This window comes from Arthrobacter sp. B0316-1-20, assembly GCF_059091865.1.
Map to the genome: position 1 here is coordinate 46,434 of NZ_JBNHHC010000022.1, position 18,527 is coordinate 64,960.

An 18,527-nucleotide genomic window follows, 5' to 3' on the forward strand; every position below is an offset into this window, starting at 1 on the left:
CCGGGATGGAGGCGTCCAGCTTTCCGGGGGATTACCGTGGAGAGGTGAACATTCAATTAGCAGGCCGCGGCGCGGCCGAGGAAGCCGTGCTGGATCGTTTCTATGCGGTGATCCCCGCCGGCGGTACCGGGACGCGGTTGTGGCCGCTGTCGCGGGCGGCTGCGCCGAAGTTCCTGCATGATCTGACCGGTTCCGGGTCCACACTGATCCGCGCGACCTACGCACGCTTGGAGCCGTTGTGCCACGGGCGGACACTGGTGGTCACCGGCAAGGTGCACCGCCAGGCGGTCTGCGACCAGCTGCCGGAACTGGAGGACGCCAACCTGGTGCTGGAACCGGAACCGAAGGACTCGGCAGCCGCGATCGGCCTGGCCGCGGCGATCCTGCACCGCCGCGACCCGGGGATCATTATGGGTTCGTTCGCCGCCGACCAAGTGATCGCCCCGGTGGAAGAATTCCAGCAGGCGGTGCGCGAGGCGGTGCATACCGCCGCCGAAGGCTACATCGTCACGATCGGGATCACCCCGACCCACCCGGCCACCGGCTTCGGCTACATCCGCTCCGCCGGGGCGTTGCAGGTGCCCGGGGCCCCGAACGCGCATGCGGTGGCCGAGTTCGTGGAGAAGCCCGACGAACAGGTCGCGCGCGGTTACCTGGCCACCGGCGAGTACTCGTGGAACGCGGGCATGTTCGTGGCCCCCGTCGACGTGCTGCTCAAGCACCTGGAGACCAACGAACCTGAACTCTTTGCCGGGCTGACCGATATCGCCGAGGCCTGGGACACGCCGCAACGCGGCGCGGTGATGCGCCGGGTCTGGCCCGGCCTGCCCAAGACAGCCATCGACTACGCGGTGGCCGAACCCGCGGCGGCCGCCGGCGACGTGGCGATGATCCCGGGATCCTTCTCGTGGGACGACGTGGGCGACTTCGCCGCCATCGGCCGGCTGAACACCGCCAGCGAAACATCCGGGCTGACGGTGCTCGGCGACGGGGCGAGGGTCTTCGCGGAGTCCGCCACCGGCGTCGTGGTTTCCGATACCAAGCGGGTCATTGCGCTGATCGGCATTGAGGACGTCGTCGTGGTCGATACCCCCGACGCACTGCTGGTCACCACCAAGGAACACGCGCAGAAGGTGAAGTCAGCCGTGGAACACCTCAGGGCCAGCGGCGACACCGACGTCCTCTAGGGGAACCGGAACCGGGGCAGCCGGCAAGAGTGACGCGGAAACGCCAGTGTCCGGCGCAGGTCCTCAGTGGGCAGGCGCGCAAGTCGCTAGAGTGCATGTGTGCAGAAGATTTCAGAAACTCCGACCGCCAATCTCAATATCGGCGTCTGGGCATCGCCACTGCTCGATGAACTGAGGCACTTCCGACGGGACCTGCACCAGCATCCTGAGCTGTCGCACAAGGAATTCCTCACCACGAAGAAGCTCGCGGCGCGATTGACGGCCGCAGGGCTGGAACCGCAACTGCTGGACGGCACCGGGCTCTTCGTGGATGTTGGCGAAGGTCCGCTCGCCATCGGCCTGCGCGCGGACATCGACGCGCTGCCGGTCCTGGAAGAAACCGGCCTGGAGTACGCCTCGGTCAACACCGGCATTAGCCATGCCTGCGGACACGACATCCACACCACGGTGATGCTCGGGGTAGCGCTGGTCCTGCGCAAACTCGACCTGGAAGGCGAGCTGCCGGCCCGCGTCCGGGTCATCTTCCAGCCGGCCGAGGAGACCATGCCAGGCGGGGCGCTGGCTGTCATTGAGCAGGGCGTTTTGAATGGCCTGCCACGCATCTTGGCCCTGCACTGCGACCCGCGGATCGACGTCGGATTGGTCGGCACCCGGATCGGCGCCATCACCTCCGCCTCCGACACCATCCGAATCCAGCTCAACGGACGCGGCGGGCATACCTCGCGCCCCCACTTGACCGAGGATCTGGTGTTCGCGCTGGCCGAGATTGCCGTCAGCGTTCCGGCGGTCATCAACCGGCGGATCGACGTCCGCAGCGCGGTCTCCTTGGTCTGGGGGCAGATCCAGGCCGGAGCAGCCCCGAACGCCATTCCGGCAGTTGGCTACATGGCCGGCACCATGCGCTGTCTCGACGGCGAAGCATGGCACGCCGCCGGGGAACTGGTGGACGAAGTGGTGAATCAGGTGGCGGCCCCCTTCGGCGTGGACGTGAAGCTGGAGCACACCCGCGGCGTGCCTCCGGTCATCAACACCGAGCGGGAGACCACGCTGATCGAAGCTGCGGCCCGGAGCGAGCTTGGCGAGGACGCCGTGACCTTGACGCCGCAGTCGATGGGCGGAGAGGACTTTGCCTGGATGACCCAGGAAGTGCCCGGGGCCATGATGCGGCTCGGGACCCGGACACCGGGTGGCGAAACCTTTGATCTGCATCGCGGCGACTACATTCCGGACGAGCACGCGATCGGCGTCGGCGTCCGGGTCATGGCCAAGGCGGCGACCTTGGCTGCACGCCGCCACCGGGACGTCGCCGCGGGAGCTACCCAAAAGTAACAACTTTTCAACAATCGCGGCGTGCCCGTCCTGATTCCATCGCCTGAGGCCCGTGGGCCCACTACTGTAAGCTCATCAACTGTGCACCTGCAGGCCAGGTGCTGTGTCACGCGGAGTACAAGGCAGGCGCCGCACATCTTGTGGAGCGACCATTGAACTGTTGGCGTGGGCAGACGTTCTTACATGGAGGATAATTGAAGACTTCACTGCGCAAGATTAAGCGCGGCACCGGCCTCTCCGCCGCAGTGCTAGGCGCATCCGCCCTGGTCTTGACCGGCTGCGGCGCTCCGCCGGCCGAGCAGGGCGGCAGCGGCAGTCCGGCGGCGGAAGCCACTGACTACCTGGGCTGCATCGTCTCCGACTCCGGCGGGTTCGACGACCGCTCGTTCAACCAGTCCAGCTACGAAGGCCTGAAGATGGCCGAAAAGGATCTGGGCATCAAGATCAAGGAAGCCGAATCCCAGGCCGAAACCGACTTTGGCCCGAACGTGGACGCCATGGTCCAGGCTGACTGCAAGATGATCCTGACGGTCGGCTTTTTGCTGGGCGACGTCACCAAGGAAGCAGCGGCAGACAATCCCGACACCCATTTCGCGATCGTCGACTATAACGACCCGGAGTTCAGTGACAACGTCAAGCCGATCGTCTACGACACCGCGCAGGCAGCCTTCCTGGCCGGCTACACGGCAGCAGCAACCAGCGAAACCGGCAAGGTAGCCACCTACGGCGGTATGAACATCCCCACCGTCACCATCTTCATGGACGGCTTCGCCGACGGCGTGGACTACTACAACAAGCAGAAGGACGCCAACGTAGAACTGCTGGGCTGGGACAAGAAGTCCCAGAACGGGACGTTCGTGGGCAACTTCGAGGATCAGGGCAAGGGCAAGACCAATACCCTGAACTTCATCAACGAAGGCGCCGACATCATCATGCCGGTGGCCGGGCCGGTTGGCCTCGGCACCTTGGACGCTGTGATCGAGGCCAACGCGGATGGCAAGGACGCCAAGGTCGTCTGGGTCGACTCGGACGGCTACGAGACCGCCGGCAAGGCAGAGGAATTCATCCTCACCTCCGTGATGAAGCTGATGGGCAACGCCGTCGAGGACGTCATCAAGACCGATACCGAGGGCAAGTTCGACAGCACCCCGTACATCGGCACCTTGGAGAACGGAGGCGTGGCCCTGGCCCCGTTCCACGACCTTGACGCTGCCGTTTCCAACGACACCAAGTCGGAACTGGAGACCATCAAGAAGTCGATCATCTCCGGCGACATCAAGGTCGAATCGAAGGCCAGCCCGCAGCAGTAAGCATGAAGCGGACCGCCGTTCTCCGCACCGGTCATCGGTGCCGAGGGCGGCGGTCCGTGCTGTCAGCGGCCGAATCGGTTTAGGCTAGGCACAGTTAAAGGCGCCGCCCGAAACCATGCCGGATGAGGACCGTCGTACCTACGGACAAAGAACAGGTGGGTTGGGGTTTGAAGCTCGAGCTCAAAGGAATCACCAAACGATTCGGTTCCCTGGTCGCCAACGACCACATTGACCTTGTGGTCCAGCCGGGACAGGTGCACAGCCTGCTCGGCGAAAACGGGGCCGGGAAGTCGACACTGATGAACGTCCTTTATGGGCTCTACGAGCCGACCGAAGGGCAGATCCTGGTGGACGACAAGCCGGTGACCTTCGACGGCCCCGGCGACGCCATGGCGGCCGGCATCGGCATGGTGCACCAGCACTTCATGCTCGTCCCGGTCTTCACCGTCGCGGAAAACGTGGCGCTGGGCAACGAAGCCACGAAGGCCGGCGGCATGCTGAACCTCGATGACACGCGGGCCCGGATCAGGGAAATTTCGGACCAGTACGGCTTCCAAGTGGACCCGGATGCCGTGATCGAGGACCTGCCGGTCGGCGTGCAGCAGCGCGTGGAGATCATCAAGGCCTTGGTCCGCGAAGCGGAAGTGCTGATCCTGGATGAGCCCACGGCCGTGCTCACGCCCAAGGAAACCGACGAACTGCTGGGCATCATGGGCCAGCTCAAAGCCGACGGCAAGGCAATCGTCTTCATTTCGCACAAGCTGCGCGAGGTCAAGGCCGTTTCCGACATCATCACGGTGATCCGCCGCGGCAAGGTGGTAGGCGATGCCCCGCCGTCGGCCTCCACCACGGAATTGGCGGAGATGATGGTGGGCCGGGCGGTCAGCCTGACGCTGAACAAGGAACCGGCGCTGCCTGGTGAAGAAACGTTCACCATCTCCGACCTCACGGTGCGTTCGGCCACCGGCCAGCGCGTGGTGGACGGCATCAGCTTCGGGATTGCCCGTGGCGAGATCATGGCGGTGGCCGGCGTGCAGGGCAACGGACAGACCGAGTTGACCGAGGCCATCCTTGGCTTACAGGACCATGTATCCGGCTCCATCCGGCTGGAGGGCCGCGAACTCGTCGGCAGGAGCGTCAAGGACATCATTGAGGCCGGGGTCGGCTTCGTGCCGGAGGACCGCAGCGTCGAAGGCCTGGTCGGTACCTTCTCCGTGGCGGAGAACCTCATTCTCAACCGTTATGACCAGCCGCCCTTTGCCCGCGGTCTGGCCATGAAGCCGGCCCTGATTGCCCAGAACGCCGAACAATACATCACGGAGTTCGACGTGCGGACGCAGTCGGCGGAAACCGCAGCGGGCACGCTTTCCGGCGGAAACCAGCAAAAGGTGGTGATGGCCCGGGAGCTGTCCAGGCCCCTGAAGCTCTTCATCGCCTCGCAGCCGACCCGAGGCGTCGACGTCGGCTCGATCGAGTTCCTGCACAAGCGGATCGTGGCAGAGCGCGACGTCGGCACGCCGGTGCTGATCGTGTCCACCGAACTGGACGAAGTGCTGGAGCTGGCCGACCGGATCGCGGTGCTCTACCAGGGCCGGCTGATGGGCATCGTTCCGGCCGGCACCTCGCGCGGCGAGCTGGGCCTGATGATGGCCGGGATGAACGCTGAAGAAGCCCAGGCGCAGCAGGCGCAGGCCGAAGCAGAACAGACAGACGTCGAAGGAGGCGAGGCATGAGCATGGACGAGTCCGGCGAGCAGGCCAGGAAGCGGTCGGGACGCGGCGGCAAGTCCGCAGTCGACGGCGACGAGCAGCGGCTCTTGGCTGCCGCTGAACTCGGCGATGGCACTCAGCCGCCGCCGGCGGTCCCGGCCTCGGAGGAGAGCCTGCACCCGGGGCTGCACGACCAGCAGACGGTGATCCAGCGGATCGTGACGGGCAATGCTCTGGTATCGGTCCTCGCCGTCGTGCTGGCGCTGATCGTCGGCGGTGTCCTGATCGCCTTCACCAACGAAGAAGTGGCCCGGACGTCCAGCTACTTCTTTTCCAGGCCGCAGGACATGCTGGTCGCGGCCTGGACAGCTTCATCCGAGGCCTACATTGCCCTCTTCCAAGGGGCGGTCTTCAATGCTGAGGGCTCCACGTTTACCCGGATGATCTACCCGCTGACCCAGACGCTGACCGTGGCAGCCCCACTGATCTGCGCCGGCTTGGGCGTGGCGTTGGCCTTCCGCGCCGGGCTGTTTAACATCGGCGCCCAGGGCCAGATCATCATCGGCGCCACCCTGGCCGCCTGGGTCGGCTTCAGCTGGCACCTGCCCGTGGGTCTGCATCTGCTGCTGGTCATCCTGGCCGGCATCGTGGGCGGCGCACTCTGGGGCGGCCTGGTTGGATTGTTGAAAGCCAAGACCGGCGCCCATGAGGTGATCGTGTCGATCATGCTCAATTATGTGGCCATCAACTTGGTGCTGTATCTGTTGACCGTTCCGGCATTCCAGCGGCCGGGCTCCACCAATCCGATCAGCCCCAAGCTGGACGAGACGGCCATGTACCCGCCGCTCTTCGGCGACGCCTTCCGGCTGCACTGGGGCTTCATTGTCGCCGTCCTCGCCACTGCCTTTGCCTGGTGGCTGCTCTACCGCTCGACCATCGGCTTCGAGTTGCGGGCCGTGGGTTCCAATCCACACGCCGCCCGCACCGCCGGCATCAGCGTGACCAAGGGCTACGTCCTAGTGATGGTGATTGCCGGTGCACTTGCCGGACTGGCCGGCACCGCCCAGGTGGCGGGCACCGAACAGGTGTTGACGGCGGGTGTGGCGGCCAGCTTCGGTTTCGATGCCATCACGGTGGCATTGCTGGGGCGTTCGACGCCGTGGGGAACGTTTGCGGCCGGCGTGCTGTTCGGTGCCTTCCGCGCCGGCGGCGTTACCATGCAGACCAATACCGGCACCGCGATCGACATTGTGCTGGTGGTCCAGTCCCTCATTGTCCTGTTCATCGCCGCCCCGCCGCTGGTCCGGGCCATCTTCCGGCTGCCTGAGCCGGGCAAGTTGACGGCGAAACCCCGCAAGACCGCAAGCACCGGAGGTGCAGCATGAGCACGGCTACTGCCACCGAACCGCTCCAGGGCTCAGCGCCCACGGACATTGTGCGGAATTGGAAGACCCCGGTCATCCTGGCCGTGCTCTCCGTCATGGGACTCCTGGTCTTCGCCATCGGCGCGCCGGACAACTCCGTCACCTTCCGGCTGTCGGCTTCCAATGATGCAGTGGTGTTGCCCGACATCGTGCTGTCGGCGGTTGTTACCGGTTGGGTCACCGCCATCCTGATGCTTGCCGCCGCCATCTGGTCGTTCCGACTGGTCCGGTCAGGGCGCAAGGTCCCCGGCTGGCTGGTGGCCGTGTTTGCCGTCCTCTTCATTATCGGTTTCCTGACCTGGGTGGTGGGCAGCGCCCGCACACCCAGCGTGGCCCTTTACGGGCTGCTGGCCGGATCCTTCACCTTGGCCGTGCCGCTGATCTTCGGGTCCCTCTCCGGCGTGCTCTGCGAACGATCCGGGGTGGTCAACATCGCCATCGAAGGGCAGTTGCTCTTCGGTGCGTTCTCCGCGGCGGTTGCCGGATCGCTCTCCGGCAACGCCTTCGTTGGACTGGCTGCAGCGGCTATCGGCGGTGTCTTGGTCTCGGCGGTACTGGCCGTGTTCAGCATCAAGTACATCGTCAACCAGGTGATTGTCGGCGTGGTGCTCAACGTGCTGGTCTCCGGCCTGACCGGATTCCTGTTTTCCACCGTACTTGCCGCCGATCCGGCCAGGTGGAACTCGCCGCCGCGCCTGCCCATCATCAGCATCCCGGTGCTGTCCGAGATTCCGGTCATCGGCCCCATCCTGTTTGAGCAGTCAGTGGTCGGCTACTTGATGTACATCGCGTTGGCCGTCATCTACGTGGGCCTGTTCCACACCAAGTGGGGCCTGCGCACCCGTGCCGTCGGTGAGCATCCGAAGGCCGCGGACACGCTGGGCGTGAAGGTCAACCGGATGCGGTTCATGAACGTTTTGCTGGCCGGCGTCGTTGCCGGTTTCGGCGGTGCTTTCTTTACCCTGGTTTTGGTTTCCAGCTTCGGCCGGGACATGACCGCCGGGCAGGGCTACATTGCGCTGGCGGCGCTGATCTTCGGCCGCTGGAACCCGCTCTATGCGTTCTTCGCCGCCCTGTTGTTCGGGTTTGCCACCAACCTGCAGTACGTGCTCAGCGCCCTCGGCTCCACGGTGCCGAACCAGTTCCTGGCCATGCTGCCCTACGTGGTGACTATCTTCGCGGTCGCCGGCTTGGTGGGCCGTGCCCGACCGCCGGCCGCCAGCGGTGTGCCGTACATCAAGGGTTAATCGATGGAACCGACGACGACTCAACCCGTTGACTGGGAGGCGCTCCGGCGGACGGCAGCGGATGCCATGCAGAAAGCCTACGTGCCGTATTCGGGGTTCCCGGTCGGCGCGGCGGCGCTGACCGACGACGGGCGAATGGTCTCCGGCTGCAACGTGGAAAACGCTTCCTATGGGCTGACCTTGTGCGCCGAATGTTCGCTGGTCAGCCAGCTGAACATGACCGGCGGCGGGAAACTGGCTGCCTTCAGCTGCGTGGACCGGGACGGCAATCCGTTGATGCCGTGCGGCCGGTGCCGGCAGCTGCTGTACGAGTTTCGGGCGCCGGGCATGCTGCTGATGACGCCGGTCGGCGTCAAGACGATGGACGAGGTGCTGCCGGACGCCTTCGGCCCGCAGCACCTGGCCTGATAAGCCGGGAACGGACCAAAGTGAGGATCAGGACATGACCGAAACATTCGACGCCGTGGACATCATCCGGATTAAGCGGGACAAGGGAAGACTGAGTCCCGAGCAGATCGCCTGGACCATCGATGCCTACACCCGCGGGGCCATCGCCGACGAGCAAATGTCCGCCCTGAACATGGCCATCCTGCTCAATGGCATGGACCGGGAGGAAATCTCGCACTGGACGACGGCGATGATCGCCTCCGGCGAGCGGATGGACTTCGCCTCACTCGGCAAGCCGACCGCGGATAAGCACTCCACCGGTGGCGTGGGGGACAAGATCACCCTTCCGCTGGCCCCGTTGGTGGCGGTCTTCGGCGTCGCCGTGCCGCAGCTGTCCGGACGCGGGCTGGGCCACACCGGCGGCACCTTGGACAAGCTCGAATCGATCCCGGGCTGGCGGGCCCTGCTCACCAATGACGAGATGATGAGCCAGTTGGCCGACGTCGGCGCGGTAATCTGCGCGGCCGGCTCCGGCCTGGCCCCCGCGGACAAGAAGCTCTACGCGCTGCGGGATGTGACCGGCACGGTCGAGGCGATCCCGCTGATTGCCTCCTCGATCATGAGCAAGAAGATCGCCGAAGGCACCGGCTCGCTGGTGCTGGATGTGAAGGTCGGCAGCGGGGCCTTCATGAAGGATGAGCGCAACGCCCGCGAACTGGCCGAAACCATGGTCACCCTGGGCAAGGACGCCGGCGTGAATACCGTGGCCCTGCTCACGGACATGAGCACCCCGCTGGGACTTACCGCAGGCAACGCCATTGAGGTCGAAGAATCGATGGAAGTGCTAGCCGGTGGCGGCCCGGAGGACGTGGTGGAACTGACGGTGAAGCTGGCCGAAGAGATGCTGCAGGCGGCCGGCGTTGCCGACGCCGACCCGGCGGCAGCGCTGAAGGACGGCCGGGCCATGGATGTCTGGAAGTCCATGATCCGCGCGCAGGGCGGAGACCCCGACGCCGGATTGCCGGTGGCCCGGGAATCCGAGGTTGTCTACGCGCCGGCAGACGGCGTGCTGGTCCAGCTGGACGCCCTGTCGGTGGGAGTGGCGGCCTGGCGGCTGGGGGCTGGACGTGCCCGCAAGGAGGACGCAGTCCAGGCCGGTGCCGGCGTGCGGCTGCACGCCAAGCCCGGTGCCACCGTCCGCGCCGGCGAACCGCTCATGACGCTGCTCACGGACACCCCCGATAGATTCGACCGGGCCAAGGACGCGCTGCGCGACGCCGTCGTTATTGCTCCCGAAGGCAGCCGGCCGGACCGCCGGCTGATCATTGACCGGATCGCTTAATCCGCGGCACCATGACAAACCCCTGAAACCCTGAGTGACCAGGACTGGGCCGAAGCCCTAGCTGCAAACAACTGGGGACAGCCTTTTATAGATTCGCTGGATAAACCTCTTCCCGGCCCTACCGCCTCCGGCTACGATGATGTCTGCGGCCGGAGCCAGGGGGAGGGCTCCGGCGCACTGCAGGGTCTGCGGCATGACCGTTGGGGCCCGGTCAGGGATCTACCCGATAGCGGCACCAAATGCGGCATGGCATCGTTGGACTTAGACATCCAGCGGACAGGAACACCTCGTGCAGACTTTTATGGACGCGCTCAGCGTCTTCATCATCGACGCAGCAGCACAATGGTGGATCTACCCACTGCTCCTGGCGCTCTGCCTGATCGACGGCATCTTTCCGCCGGTCCCCAGTGAATCGGTCGTCGTCGCGCTGGCCGCCATCGCCGTGTCGGCCGGAGCGCCCAACATCTGGCTGGTGGTTGCGGTAGCCGCGGTGGGCGCCATCGCCGGCGACAACATCGCATATTTGATCGGCCGCAGCATCGGCGCGGACCGTTTCCGCTGGATGCAGCGCCCACGCGTTGCCGCGGCCTTCGCCTGGGCACGCCGGGAACTGGACCGGCGCGGCGCCCTGCTGATCCTTGGGGCCCGCTACATTCCGGTGGGCCGCGTCGCGGTCAATATGACCGCTGGCGCCACCGGCTACAACCACCGCAAATTCGTCCTGTTCTCCGTGGTGGCCGGCTTCTCGTGGGCTTTGTACTCGGTGGGCATCGGGGCGTTGGCCGGCCAATGGTTCCATGACCACACCCTGCTGGCCGCGGGCCTGGCCATCGTACTGGCGCTGCTGCTGGGCCTGGTGATGGACCACGGTATGAAGCTGCTCAGCCGCCGCCACGCCGCGAGGTTGCGTGCGGCCGTTCCCGCCGCGCCCAGCAGTTCCGCGTCGGCGGGAGCCGGGCAGCAGGCCACCTCTGGCTACGGCACAGCAGGGAGTTCCGGCGCATCAGTCCACCGGCGCCACCCAGGCGACCAACCGCCGGAAACAGGTTCGCGCACGGTGCGTTTCGAGCCGCATGCGCCCGTGGCGGTGTCCTCGCGCAACCGCTCCACGGCCGCACTGGACGAATAAACACTGGACGAACGAACCGGCCGGCAGCAGCCGTACCGGTTCTGGCAGGCGACGTGCTCGCGTAAGGTGGTGCGTGTGACTGAGCCTGATTACTCCGAAGACACCGCAGCCGACATGGACATCGACATCCGCAGCCTGCCGAAGGTATCACTGCACGACCACCTGGACGGCGGCCTGCGTCCGGCCACGATCATCGAATTGGCCGCCGCCGTGGGTCATGAACTGCCCTCCACCGACCCGGTGGCACTGGGCGAGTGGTTCCGGGAGTCGGCAGACTCCGGCTCGCTGGTCCGCTACCTGGAAACCTTCGATCACACGGTCGCCGTCATGCAGACCAAAGAAGGCCTCTTCCGCGTGGCACAGGAGTTCGTGGAAGACCTGGCCGACGACGGCGTGGTCTACGGAGAGGTCCGCTGGGCACCGGAGCAGCACCTCGCCAAGGGCCTGACCTTGGACGAAGCTGTTGAAGCCGTCCAAGCCGGGCTGGACGCGGGCGTGGACGCCGTCGAGGCCAGCGGCCGGCCCATCCAGGTTGGCCAGTTGATTACTGCGATGCGGCACGCCGACCGCGCACAGGAGATCGCTGAACTTGCCGTCCGTCACCGGGACCGCGGCGCGGTCGGATTCGATATTGCCGGCGCTGAGGACGGCTTCCCGGCCTCGCGATTCAAGGACGCCTTCACCTACTTGGCCGAACACCAGTTCCCGGTCACTGTCCATGCGGGCGAGGCGGCCGGCGTGGACAGCATCGCGGATGCACTGGTCAGCGGCCGGGCGCTGCGGCTGGGCCACGGCGTGCGGATCGCCGAAGACATCCAGGTGGACTTCGGCCCGGACGAGGAGGACGGCGACGAGGTCGGGATGGTCACTCTGGGCCGGGTCGCCGCGTGGGTCCGCGACCGCGGCATCCCGCTGGAGTGCAGCCCGTCGTCCAACCTCCAGACCGGCGCCATCGCCGTTTTCGGCGACGGCATTGAAGCCCACCCGTTCGACTTGCTCTACCAGACCGGGTTCAAGGTCACGATCAACACGGACAACCGGCTGATGAGCGGGGTCACGCTCTCGGATGAGTACGAGTTGCTGGTGGAAACCTTCGACTACGATCTGGACGACCTGTTGGAGATCACGCTCAACGCCGCGGAAGCCGCCTTCCTGCCGCTGGAAGAGCGCGAGGCGCTCGTCGAGTACATCGGCGAGGGCTTCCGCAGCCAGCTGGACTGACCGCACCATGCCGCACGCCGGTCAGTCACCAGCAGCGGGACGGCGCTGGGAAAGCATGACGGCGGAGCCCGGCCCTGGTTGGGCGGTTCCCCGGCTGCTTGAGGTCGTGGCGCAGCTGCGCGAACACTGCCTGTGGACCGCCGCGCTGACGCATGAATCGCTCGTCGAGTACCTGGTCGAGGAGGCCCACGAGCTGGCCGAGGCGATTGAAACAGGCCACACCGGCCAGGCCGACGTGGCCGAGCTCAGGGGCGAACTGGCCGACGTGCTGTTCCAGGTGCTGCTGCATGCCCGGCTGCAGGAAGAACGCGGACATTTTGATTTCGACGCCGTGGCCGCTGCACTGACAGCCAAGCTCGTCCGGCGGAACCGGCACGTTTTCCGGCCGGACGGGTCCCTGCAGGAGACGTTTCCGGACACCATCGCCGAGATCGTGGCCAGCTACGACGACGTGAAGGCCGCAGAGAGGCCGGAGCGGACCACGCCGTTTGACGGCCTTCCGACGTCGCTGCCGGCGCTGACCCTGGCGGCGAAGTCCCTGGACCGGGCGGGCCGGGCCGGTTCCGCGGAACCGGCTGAGCCTGTCGGGGGCGGCCGGCTCGACGCCGCGCACGGCAGCCGGAGCTTTGAAGACGAGCCGGACCTGACCGAAGCTGAGGTGGGCGAGGCGCTGTTCGCCGTCGTCCGCCGCGCCGCGGCAGCCGGTGTTGACCCAGAACAGGCACTCCGGGCCGCCGTCCGGCGATTCCAGCAGCGCGTAACGGAAGAAAACCCCACAGGCTGATCTCGATTAGTCTTAAGCCGGACCTTGCGGCCGGCTGTTGCCTTGCCTGCAGACATTCCATCTTTCGTTCCAACGAACAGGAGCTACTCCATGGCGCTGATCGATGCCATCCACGCGCGTGAAATCCTTGATTCCCGCGGCAACCCCACCGTTGAAGTTGAGGTGCTGCTGTCCGACGGCTCGATGGGCCGCGCCGCAGTTCCGTCCGGCGCCTCCACCGGTGCTTTCGAGGCCGTCGAACGCCGTGACGGCGAGAAGGGCCGCTACCTGGGCAAAGGCGTCAGCCAGGCCGTGGCCGCCGTCCTGGACACCATCCAGCCGGCGCTGGTGGGCCTCGACGCCACCGACCAGCGGCTGATCGACCAGACCATGCTGGACCTGGACGGCACGTCCAACAAGTCCGATCTGGGCGCCAACTCCATTCTGGGTGTCTCGCTGGCCGTGGCCTCGGCAGCCGCCGAATCCGCCAACCTTCCGCTGTACAAGTACCTGGGCGGACCGAACGCCCACGTGCTGCCGGTGCCGCTGATGAACATCCTCAACGGAGGGTCGCACGCCGACTCCGACGTCGACATCCAGGAGTTCATGGTGGTGCCGCTGGGCGCCGCGACGTTCTCCGAGGGTCTGCGCTGGGGCGTGGAGGTCTACCACAGCCTGAAAGCCGTGCTGAAGGAGAAGGGCCTCTCCACGGGGCTGGGCGACGAGGGCGGATTCGCTCCGAACCTGCCCAGCAACCGGGCCGCCCTGGACCTGATCACCGAAGCGATCACCCGCGCCGGCTACACGCCGGGCACGGACATCGCCCTGGCCCTGGACGTGGCGTCCTCGGAGTTCTACCAGGACGGCGCCTACCAGTTCGAGGGCAAGTCGCTGACGGCGGCTGAAATGAGCGCCTACTACGGCCAGCTGGTGGCCGACTTCCCGCTGGTCTCCATCGAGGATCCGCTGGACGAATCCGACTGGGACGGCTGGGCAGCCTTGACCGCCGAGCTCGGCGACAAGGTGCAACTGGTGGGTGACGACCTGTTCGTCACCAACCCGGAGCGCCTGCAGCAGGGCATTGACGCCAAGACCGCCAACTCGCTGCTGGTCAAGGTCAACCAGATCGGGTCGCTGACCGAAACGCTGGAGGCCGTGGCCCTGGCCCAGCGCAACGGCTACACCACCATCACCTCGCACCGCTCCGGCGAAACCGAGGACACCACCATCGCCGACATCGCCGTGGCCACCAACGCGGGCCAGATCAAGACCGGCGCCCCGGCCCGTTCGGAGCGGGTGGCGAAGTACAACCAGCTGCTGCGGATCGAAGAAGAACTCGACGACGCGGCACGCTACGCCGGTCGCAGCGCTTTCCCGCGTTTCACGGCGTAGTTCGGCCCAACCCTCGGTAATGTCTTAAGCGGGGCCCGGCCGTCAGACGACGCCGGCCCCGCACGACAACCACGGTGAGGAGCCCAATGTCCACCCGACGCCCCAACATGCCGCGGGCCGGCCGCCCGGCCGGCGGCGGGCCTGCGCAGGGCAGCGGCCAGGGGGAGGGCAAGGGCGCCGACCGCCGGGAACCGGAAACAGGAAAAGTCATTCGGGCCGACTTCGGCCGAGCGGCGCCGGCTGCCGTGGCCCGGCCCGAGGCCGGCCCGCCGGGCACACCGGAGGCAGGACACCGCCGGAAACCCAAACCACCGTCAAAGCCCAAGCCGGCCCCGTCGGAAGCCCGTGCCGCCGAACGGCGGCAGCTGTCCGAGGGAATCAGGCAGCCGGACGAGCCGGCCGCGCGCCGGGAACTGCGGGAGCCGGACCGCGAAGTGCCTGCGGATGCCGTCCCGGTCCCGGCCAAGGCATTCTCCGGCCGACTGCTGGCGCTGGCGGTGGTCTTGGTCTCCATCACGGTGCTGCTGGCGCCGTCAGTGCGGGTTTTCATTGAGCAGCGGGCAGAACTGGCTGCCCTGCAGGCAGACATCGCCGCCAAAAAGGACTCCCATGAGCAGTTGACCAAGGAACTGGCCCGCTGGGACGACCCGGCCTACATCAAGCAACAGGCGCGGGATCGCATATTCTATGTAATGCCGGGGGAGAAGCGGTATATGGTCACCGGCGCGGAAGGACTGGGAGAGTCGGACGAACACTCATCCGCGACGGCGCCCGAGGACTTGCCGTGGGTCGACGCACTGTGGAATTCGATGACCCGGGCCGCCACGGACGCACCCGCCGAAGACTAACCGCCCGGCAGCCGCGGCTGCCGGATCACACGGCTTGCTGCCCGATGAACCGCAGCGCCAGGAAGGACTGAGCCATGAACGCCGCTCAGCGCACACCCACCCCCGAAGACCTCGATACGTTGAGCCGCCAGCTCGGCAGGCCGGTACGCGATGTCGTGGAAATCGGCGCACGCTGCGTCTGCGGAAACCCGCTGGTCGCCACGACCGCACCGCGGTTGGGCAACGGCATCCCGTTCCCCACCACGTACTACCTGACACACCCGGTCATCACCGCCGCCGTGTCCCGGCTGGAAGCGGCCGGGGTGATGGCGGAAATGACTGCGCGGCTGGAGAGCGATCCTGGACTGGCCGCAGCGTACCGGCGGGCCCATGAGGAGTACCTGGCTGCGCGCAATGAGGTGGGCCGCAGGGCCGGGATCGGGGAGGTGCCCGAGATCGCGGGTGTCTCGGCCGGCGGAATGCCCAGCAGGGTCAAGTGTCTGCACGTCCTGGTGGGCCATTCGCTGGCCGCGGGCCCGGGCGTGAATCCGCTGGGCGACGAAGCGCTTGAGGGCATCGCCGAGTGGTGGACGGCCGACCGCTGCTATTGCGCCGGGGCCTGGGACGTCGAAGGTGCCGCGCCCGCCCGCGATCTGAGCCGGCACACCCGGACCCAAGGCCTGCCGGCCGAGGAGCTGGCCGCGAAAAAGGCCAGGCGCTCCGGCGGCCAGGAATCCTCCGACGGCGGCGGCGCCGTCGAACCTCAAACGCCCGGCGCAGCCGGAGGAGCGGAGTCCTAGTGGCACGTGTCGGAGCCATCGATTGCGGGACTAACTCAATCCGCCTGCTGATTGCCGACGTTCAGGACGGTCGGGGGCTGAGGGATGTGGTCCGGGAGATGAAAATCGTGCGGCTGGGACAGGGGGTCGACGCTACCGGGGCGCTGGCTCCGGAAGCGCTGGAGCGGACGTTCGCCGCAGCAGAAGAATACGCCGTGCAACTGCGCCGCGAGGGCGTCGAAGGCCTGCGTTTTGTGGCCACCTCTGCCACGCGCGACGCTGCCAACCGGCAGGTTTTTGTTGACGGCATCCGCGACCGCCTCGGCGTGGAACCGGAGGTGATCAGCGGCCGCGAGGAGGCCGAGCTGTCCTTCGCCGGTGCCGCCAGTGTCCTGGCGCCGACGCCGGGCGAAAAGGTACTGGTGGTCGACCTCGGCGGCGGCAGCACGGAGTTCGTGCTGGGCAGCGCCGACGGGGTGCTGGCCGCGCTCAGCACGGATATGGGCTGCGTCCGTTTCACCGAGCGGTACCTGCGCTCGGACCCGCCCAGTGCGGCGGAGATTGCCGAAGCCGTTGCCGACGCCGAGCAGCATCTGACCCGCGTGCTGGACGAGGTCCCGCTGGCCGACGTCGACCGCTTGGTAGGAGTGGCCGGGTCCGTCACCACCGTCACCGCGCACGCTTTGCAATTGGACCAATACCGTTCCGACGCAATCCACGGGGCACGCTTGGACGGGGACCGATTGGATGCTGCCTGCACGTCGTTGCTGGAGATGACGCGGCAACAGCGAGCAGCGCTGCCGTATATGCATCCCGGCCGGGTGGACGTCATCGGCGCCGGAGCGCTCATCTGGCGCACCGTGTCTCGGCGGCTGAAGGCACTGACTGCTGGACGCGTGGACGGCGCCACGGCCAGCGAACACGATATTCTTGATGGAATCGCCCTGAGCGCCGCTACCCCGCCGCCCATCCACCGAGCCCCAGGGACCTAGACTGCTTACCGAAGGGACACCCATGCGCCACCGCGAAAGTGAACGGCCCAGCAGGCGCTCGTCCGCCGCGAAGGCCATGTCGCTGGGCTCGGCGATTGCGGTGCTCGCCTCGCTGATGCTGGCGGGACCCGCCCACGCCGATTCCACCCGGGACAAGGAATACTGGCTGGACTCTTACGGGATTCGCGCCGCTTGGAACGAATCGCAGGGTGAAGGCGTGAAAGTCGCGGTGATCGACAGCGGCGTTGACGGCACTCACCCGGACCTCAGGGGGGTCGTGGTGGGCGGCACGGACGCCTCCGGTTCGGGTGATGCCGACGGCCAGCGCGGCATCGGACAAACCCCCGAGCACGGCACCTTGGTGGCCACCCTGCTGGCCGGGCGCGGCCATGCCCCGGACGAAGACAAAAAGGACGACAAGAAGGACAAGAAGAAGGACAAAGAGTCCAAGCCCAAGGACAAGGGGATTGGTGCCGGCACCGATGGCGTGATCGGGGTGGCTCCCAAAGCGCAGATCCTGACCGCCTCCACCTGGCTCGGAACGCCAAATCCTTCCGGTGTCGGTGTTGACGAGCAGATCCCCGCGGCGGTCCGCTGGGCGGTGGACAACGGCGCACAGGTCATCAACATGTCGCTGACCAGTTCCAGCACCTCCTGGCCGGAGAGCTGGGACGCCGCTTTCCTGTACGCCGAACAGCACGACGTCGTTGTGGTTGCCGCCGCCGGAAACCGCTCGGGCGGAACCGAACAGTCGGGTGCTCCCGCCACCATTCCCGGCGTGCTGACTGTGGCCGGACTGAACCGCGACGGCGAAGCCAGCCAGGATGCCTCGGCACAGAGCATCGTCATCGGCGTTGCGGCGCCAGCCGAAGACCTGGTGGGAGGACTGCCCGGCGGCCTCTACGCCGACTGGTCCGGTACGTCCGGCGCCACCCCGCTGGTATCCGGCGTGGCGGCGCTGATCCGCTCCAAGTACCCGAACATGAGCGCGGCGCAGGTCATCAACCGCATCATCAGCACGGCCAAGGACTCCGGCGTGCCCGGGCATGACCCGATCTACGGCTACGGCATACTGAACGCTGAAGCGGCGCTGAATGCCGAAGTTCCCGAGGTAGCGGCGAACCCGCTCGGATCGATTGCCCAATGGATCACCGTGCACCGCCGCGGCCAAGTTGCTGCGCCGGAATCGCACTCTCCGGTGCAGTCCAAGGCGGCGGCGCCGGAGATTCCGGAACCGACCACCCCGGTGGCCGTTCCTCCGCGCACCGAGGACTCGGTACTGCCGGCCATCCTCGTCTTCTCGTTCGGCGCGCTGATCGCCGGTGTCCTGGGTCTGGGCGTAGTCCAGACCGTCCGGGCCCGCCGGGCCGCGCGCGGAACACAGGCCGTCGAGGACGCGGACACCGGCTTCATTCCGCCGATTCGGGACGGGAACCAGAAGCCGATCAAGCGCTGATTGTGCCCTCTTAGCTACTTCGTGAAAACTTTC

At 66.6% G+C, this 18,527-nt stretch carries 16 protein-coding genes; all 16 read left to right on the forward strand.

What is annotated here, in order from left to right:
• The first annotated feature begins 44 nt into the window (after positions 1-44).
• The 16 genes from AC5RW2_RS27785 (at position 45) to AC5RW2_RS27860 (ending at position 18,494) form a co-directional block, all read left to right on the forward strand.
• Positions 45-1,187, forward strand: coding sequence for a mannose-1-phosphate guanylyltransferase (locus AC5RW2_RS27785; protein ID WP_493950840.1), 1,143 nt, complete (start codon positions 45-47; stop codon positions 1,185-1,187).
• A gap of 99 nt (positions 1,188-1,286) precedes the next feature.
• A complete protein-coding gene (locus AC5RW2_RS27790; RefSeq protein WP_493950839.1) occupies positions 1,287-2,516 on the forward strand; it encodes an amidohydrolase in 1,230 nt (409 codons plus the stop codon).
• A gap of 194 nt (positions 2,517-2,710) precedes the next feature.
• A complete protein-coding gene (locus AC5RW2_RS27795) occupies positions 2,711-3,826 on the forward strand; it encodes a BMP family lipoprotein (RefSeq protein WP_493950838.1) in 1,116 nt (371 codons plus the stop codon).
• Positions 3,827-3,993: 167 nt separating this feature from the next.
• Positions 3,994-5,559, forward strand: a complete 1,566-nt coding sequence (locus tag AC5RW2_RS27800; RefSeq protein ID WP_493963496.1) for an ABC transporter ATP-binding protein — start codon at positions 3,994-3,996, stop codon at positions 5,557-5,559.
• On the forward strand, positions 5,556-6,920 hold the full coding sequence (locus AC5RW2_RS27805; protein ID WP_493963378.1) for an ABC transporter permease: 1,365 nt from the start codon (positions 5,556-5,558) through the stop codon (positions 6,918-6,920). Before AC5RW2_RS27800 ends, AC5RW2_RS27805 begins: the two co-directional genes overlap by 4 nt.
• Positions 6,917-8,206: an ABC transporter permease gene (locus AC5RW2_RS27810; protein WP_493963379.1), complete on the forward strand. Its 1,290-nt coding sequence runs from the start codon at positions 6,917-6,919 to the stop codon at positions 8,204-8,206. Before AC5RW2_RS27805 ends, AC5RW2_RS27810 begins: the two co-directional genes overlap by 4 nt.
• Before the next feature lie 3 nt (positions 8,207-8,209).
• Complete coding sequence (locus tag AC5RW2_RS27815; protein WP_493963380.1) at positions 8,210-8,614, forward strand: cytidine deaminase; 405 nt, start codon at positions 8,210-8,212, stop codon at positions 8,612-8,614.
• A 34-nt stretch (positions 8,615-8,648) separates the two neighbouring features.
• A complete protein-coding gene (locus tag AC5RW2_RS27820; RefSeq protein ID WP_493963381.1) occupies positions 8,649-9,935 on the forward strand; it encodes a thymidine phosphorylase in 1,287 nt (428 codons plus the stop codon).
• Positions 9,936-10,224: 289 nt separating this feature from the next.
• Complete coding sequence (locus AC5RW2_RS27825; protein ID WP_493963382.1) at positions 10,225-11,064, forward strand: DedA family protein; 840 nt, start codon at positions 10,225-10,227, stop codon at positions 11,062-11,064.
• Between the two features lie 114 nt (positions 11,065-11,178).
• Positions 11,179-12,285: an adenosine deaminase gene (locus AC5RW2_RS27830; RefSeq protein ID WP_493951202.1), complete on the forward strand. Its 1,107-nt coding sequence runs from the start codon at positions 11,179-11,181 to the stop codon at positions 12,283-12,285.
• A gap of 55 nt (positions 12,286-12,340) precedes the next feature.
• The gene (locus AC5RW2_RS27835) at positions 12,341-13,069 is read left to right on the forward strand and encodes a MazG nucleotide pyrophosphohydrolase domain-containing protein (RefSeq protein WP_493963383.1); all 729 of its coding nucleotides are present in this window, start codon (positions 12,341-12,343) and stop codon (positions 13,067-13,069) included.
• A 90-nt stretch (positions 13,070-13,159) separates the two neighbouring features.
• Complete coding sequence (gene eno / locus AC5RW2_RS27840; protein WP_493950832.1) at positions 13,160-14,440, forward strand: phosphopyruvate hydratase; 1,281 nt, start codon at positions 13,160-13,162, stop codon at positions 14,438-14,440.
• An 86-nt stretch (positions 14,441-14,526) separates the two neighbouring features.
• On the forward strand, positions 14,527-15,288 hold the full coding sequence (locus tag AC5RW2_RS27845; protein WP_493963384.1) for an FtsB family cell division protein: 762 nt from the start codon (positions 14,527-14,529) through the stop codon (positions 15,286-15,288).
• Positions 15,289-15,362: 74 nt separating this feature from the next.
• Complete coding sequence (locus tag AC5RW2_RS27850) at positions 15,363-16,067, forward strand: DUF501 domain-containing protein (protein WP_493963385.1); 705 nt, start codon at positions 15,363-15,365, stop codon at positions 16,065-16,067.
• Positions 16,067-17,038, forward strand: a complete 972-nt coding sequence (locus AC5RW2_RS27855; RefSeq protein WP_493963386.1) for a Ppx/GppA phosphatase family protein — start codon at positions 16,067-16,069, stop codon at positions 17,036-17,038. The genes AC5RW2_RS27850 and AC5RW2_RS27855 overlap by 1 nt, the downstream gene beginning before the upstream one ends.
• A 22-nt stretch (positions 17,039-17,060) precedes the next feature.
• Entirely contained in the window at positions 17,061-18,494 is a 1,434-nt protein-coding gene (locus tag AC5RW2_RS27860) for a S8 family serine peptidase (protein WP_493963387.1), read from the forward strand.
• Positions 18,495-18,527 lie beyond the last annotated feature (33 nt).

What these genes read in the sequence shown, in the direction of transcription:
- AC5RW2_RS27845 (WP_493963384.1), top strand. Translation starts at nt 14,527, where the DNA reads ATGTCCACCCGACGCCCCAACATGCCGCGGGCCGGCCGCCCGGCCGGC.
- AC5RW2_RS27850 (WP_493963385.1), top strand. Translation starts at nt 15,363, where the DNA reads ATGAACGCCGCTCAGCGCACACCCACCCCCGAAGACCTCGATACGTTG.
- AC5RW2_RS27835 (WP_493963383.1), top strand. Translation starts at nt 12,341, where the DNA reads ATGACGGCGGAGCCCGGCCCTGGTTGGGCGGTTCCCCGGCTGCTTGAG.
- AC5RW2_RS27820 (WP_493963381.1), top strand. Translation starts at nt 8,649, where the DNA reads ATGACCGAAACATTCGACGCCGTGGACATCATCCGGATTAAGCGGGAC.
- AC5RW2_RS27805 (WP_493963378.1), top strand. Translation starts at nt 5,556, where the DNA reads ATGAGCATGGACGAGTCCGGCGAGCAGGCCAGGAAGCGGTCGGGACGC.
- AC5RW2_RS27830 (WP_493951202.1), top strand. Translation starts at nt 11,179, where the DNA reads ATGGACATCGACATCCGCAGCCTGCCGAAGGTATCACTGCACGACCAC.
- AC5RW2_RS27815 (WP_493963380.1), top strand. Translation starts at nt 8,210, where the DNA reads ATGGAACCGACGACGACTCAACCCGTTGACTGGGAGGCGCTCCGGCGG.
- AC5RW2_RS27810 (WP_493963379.1), top strand. Translation starts at nt 6,917, where the DNA reads ATGAGCACGGCTACTGCCACCGAACCGCTCCAGGGCTCAGCGCCCACG.
- eno (WP_493950832.1), top strand. Translation starts at nt 13,160, where the DNA reads ATGGCGCTGATCGATGCCATCCACGCGCGTGAAATCCTTGATTCCCGC.
- AC5RW2_RS27860 (WP_493963387.1), top strand. Translation starts at nt 17,061, where the DNA reads ATGCGCCACCGCGAAAGTGAACGGCCCAGCAGGCGCTCGTCCGCCGCG.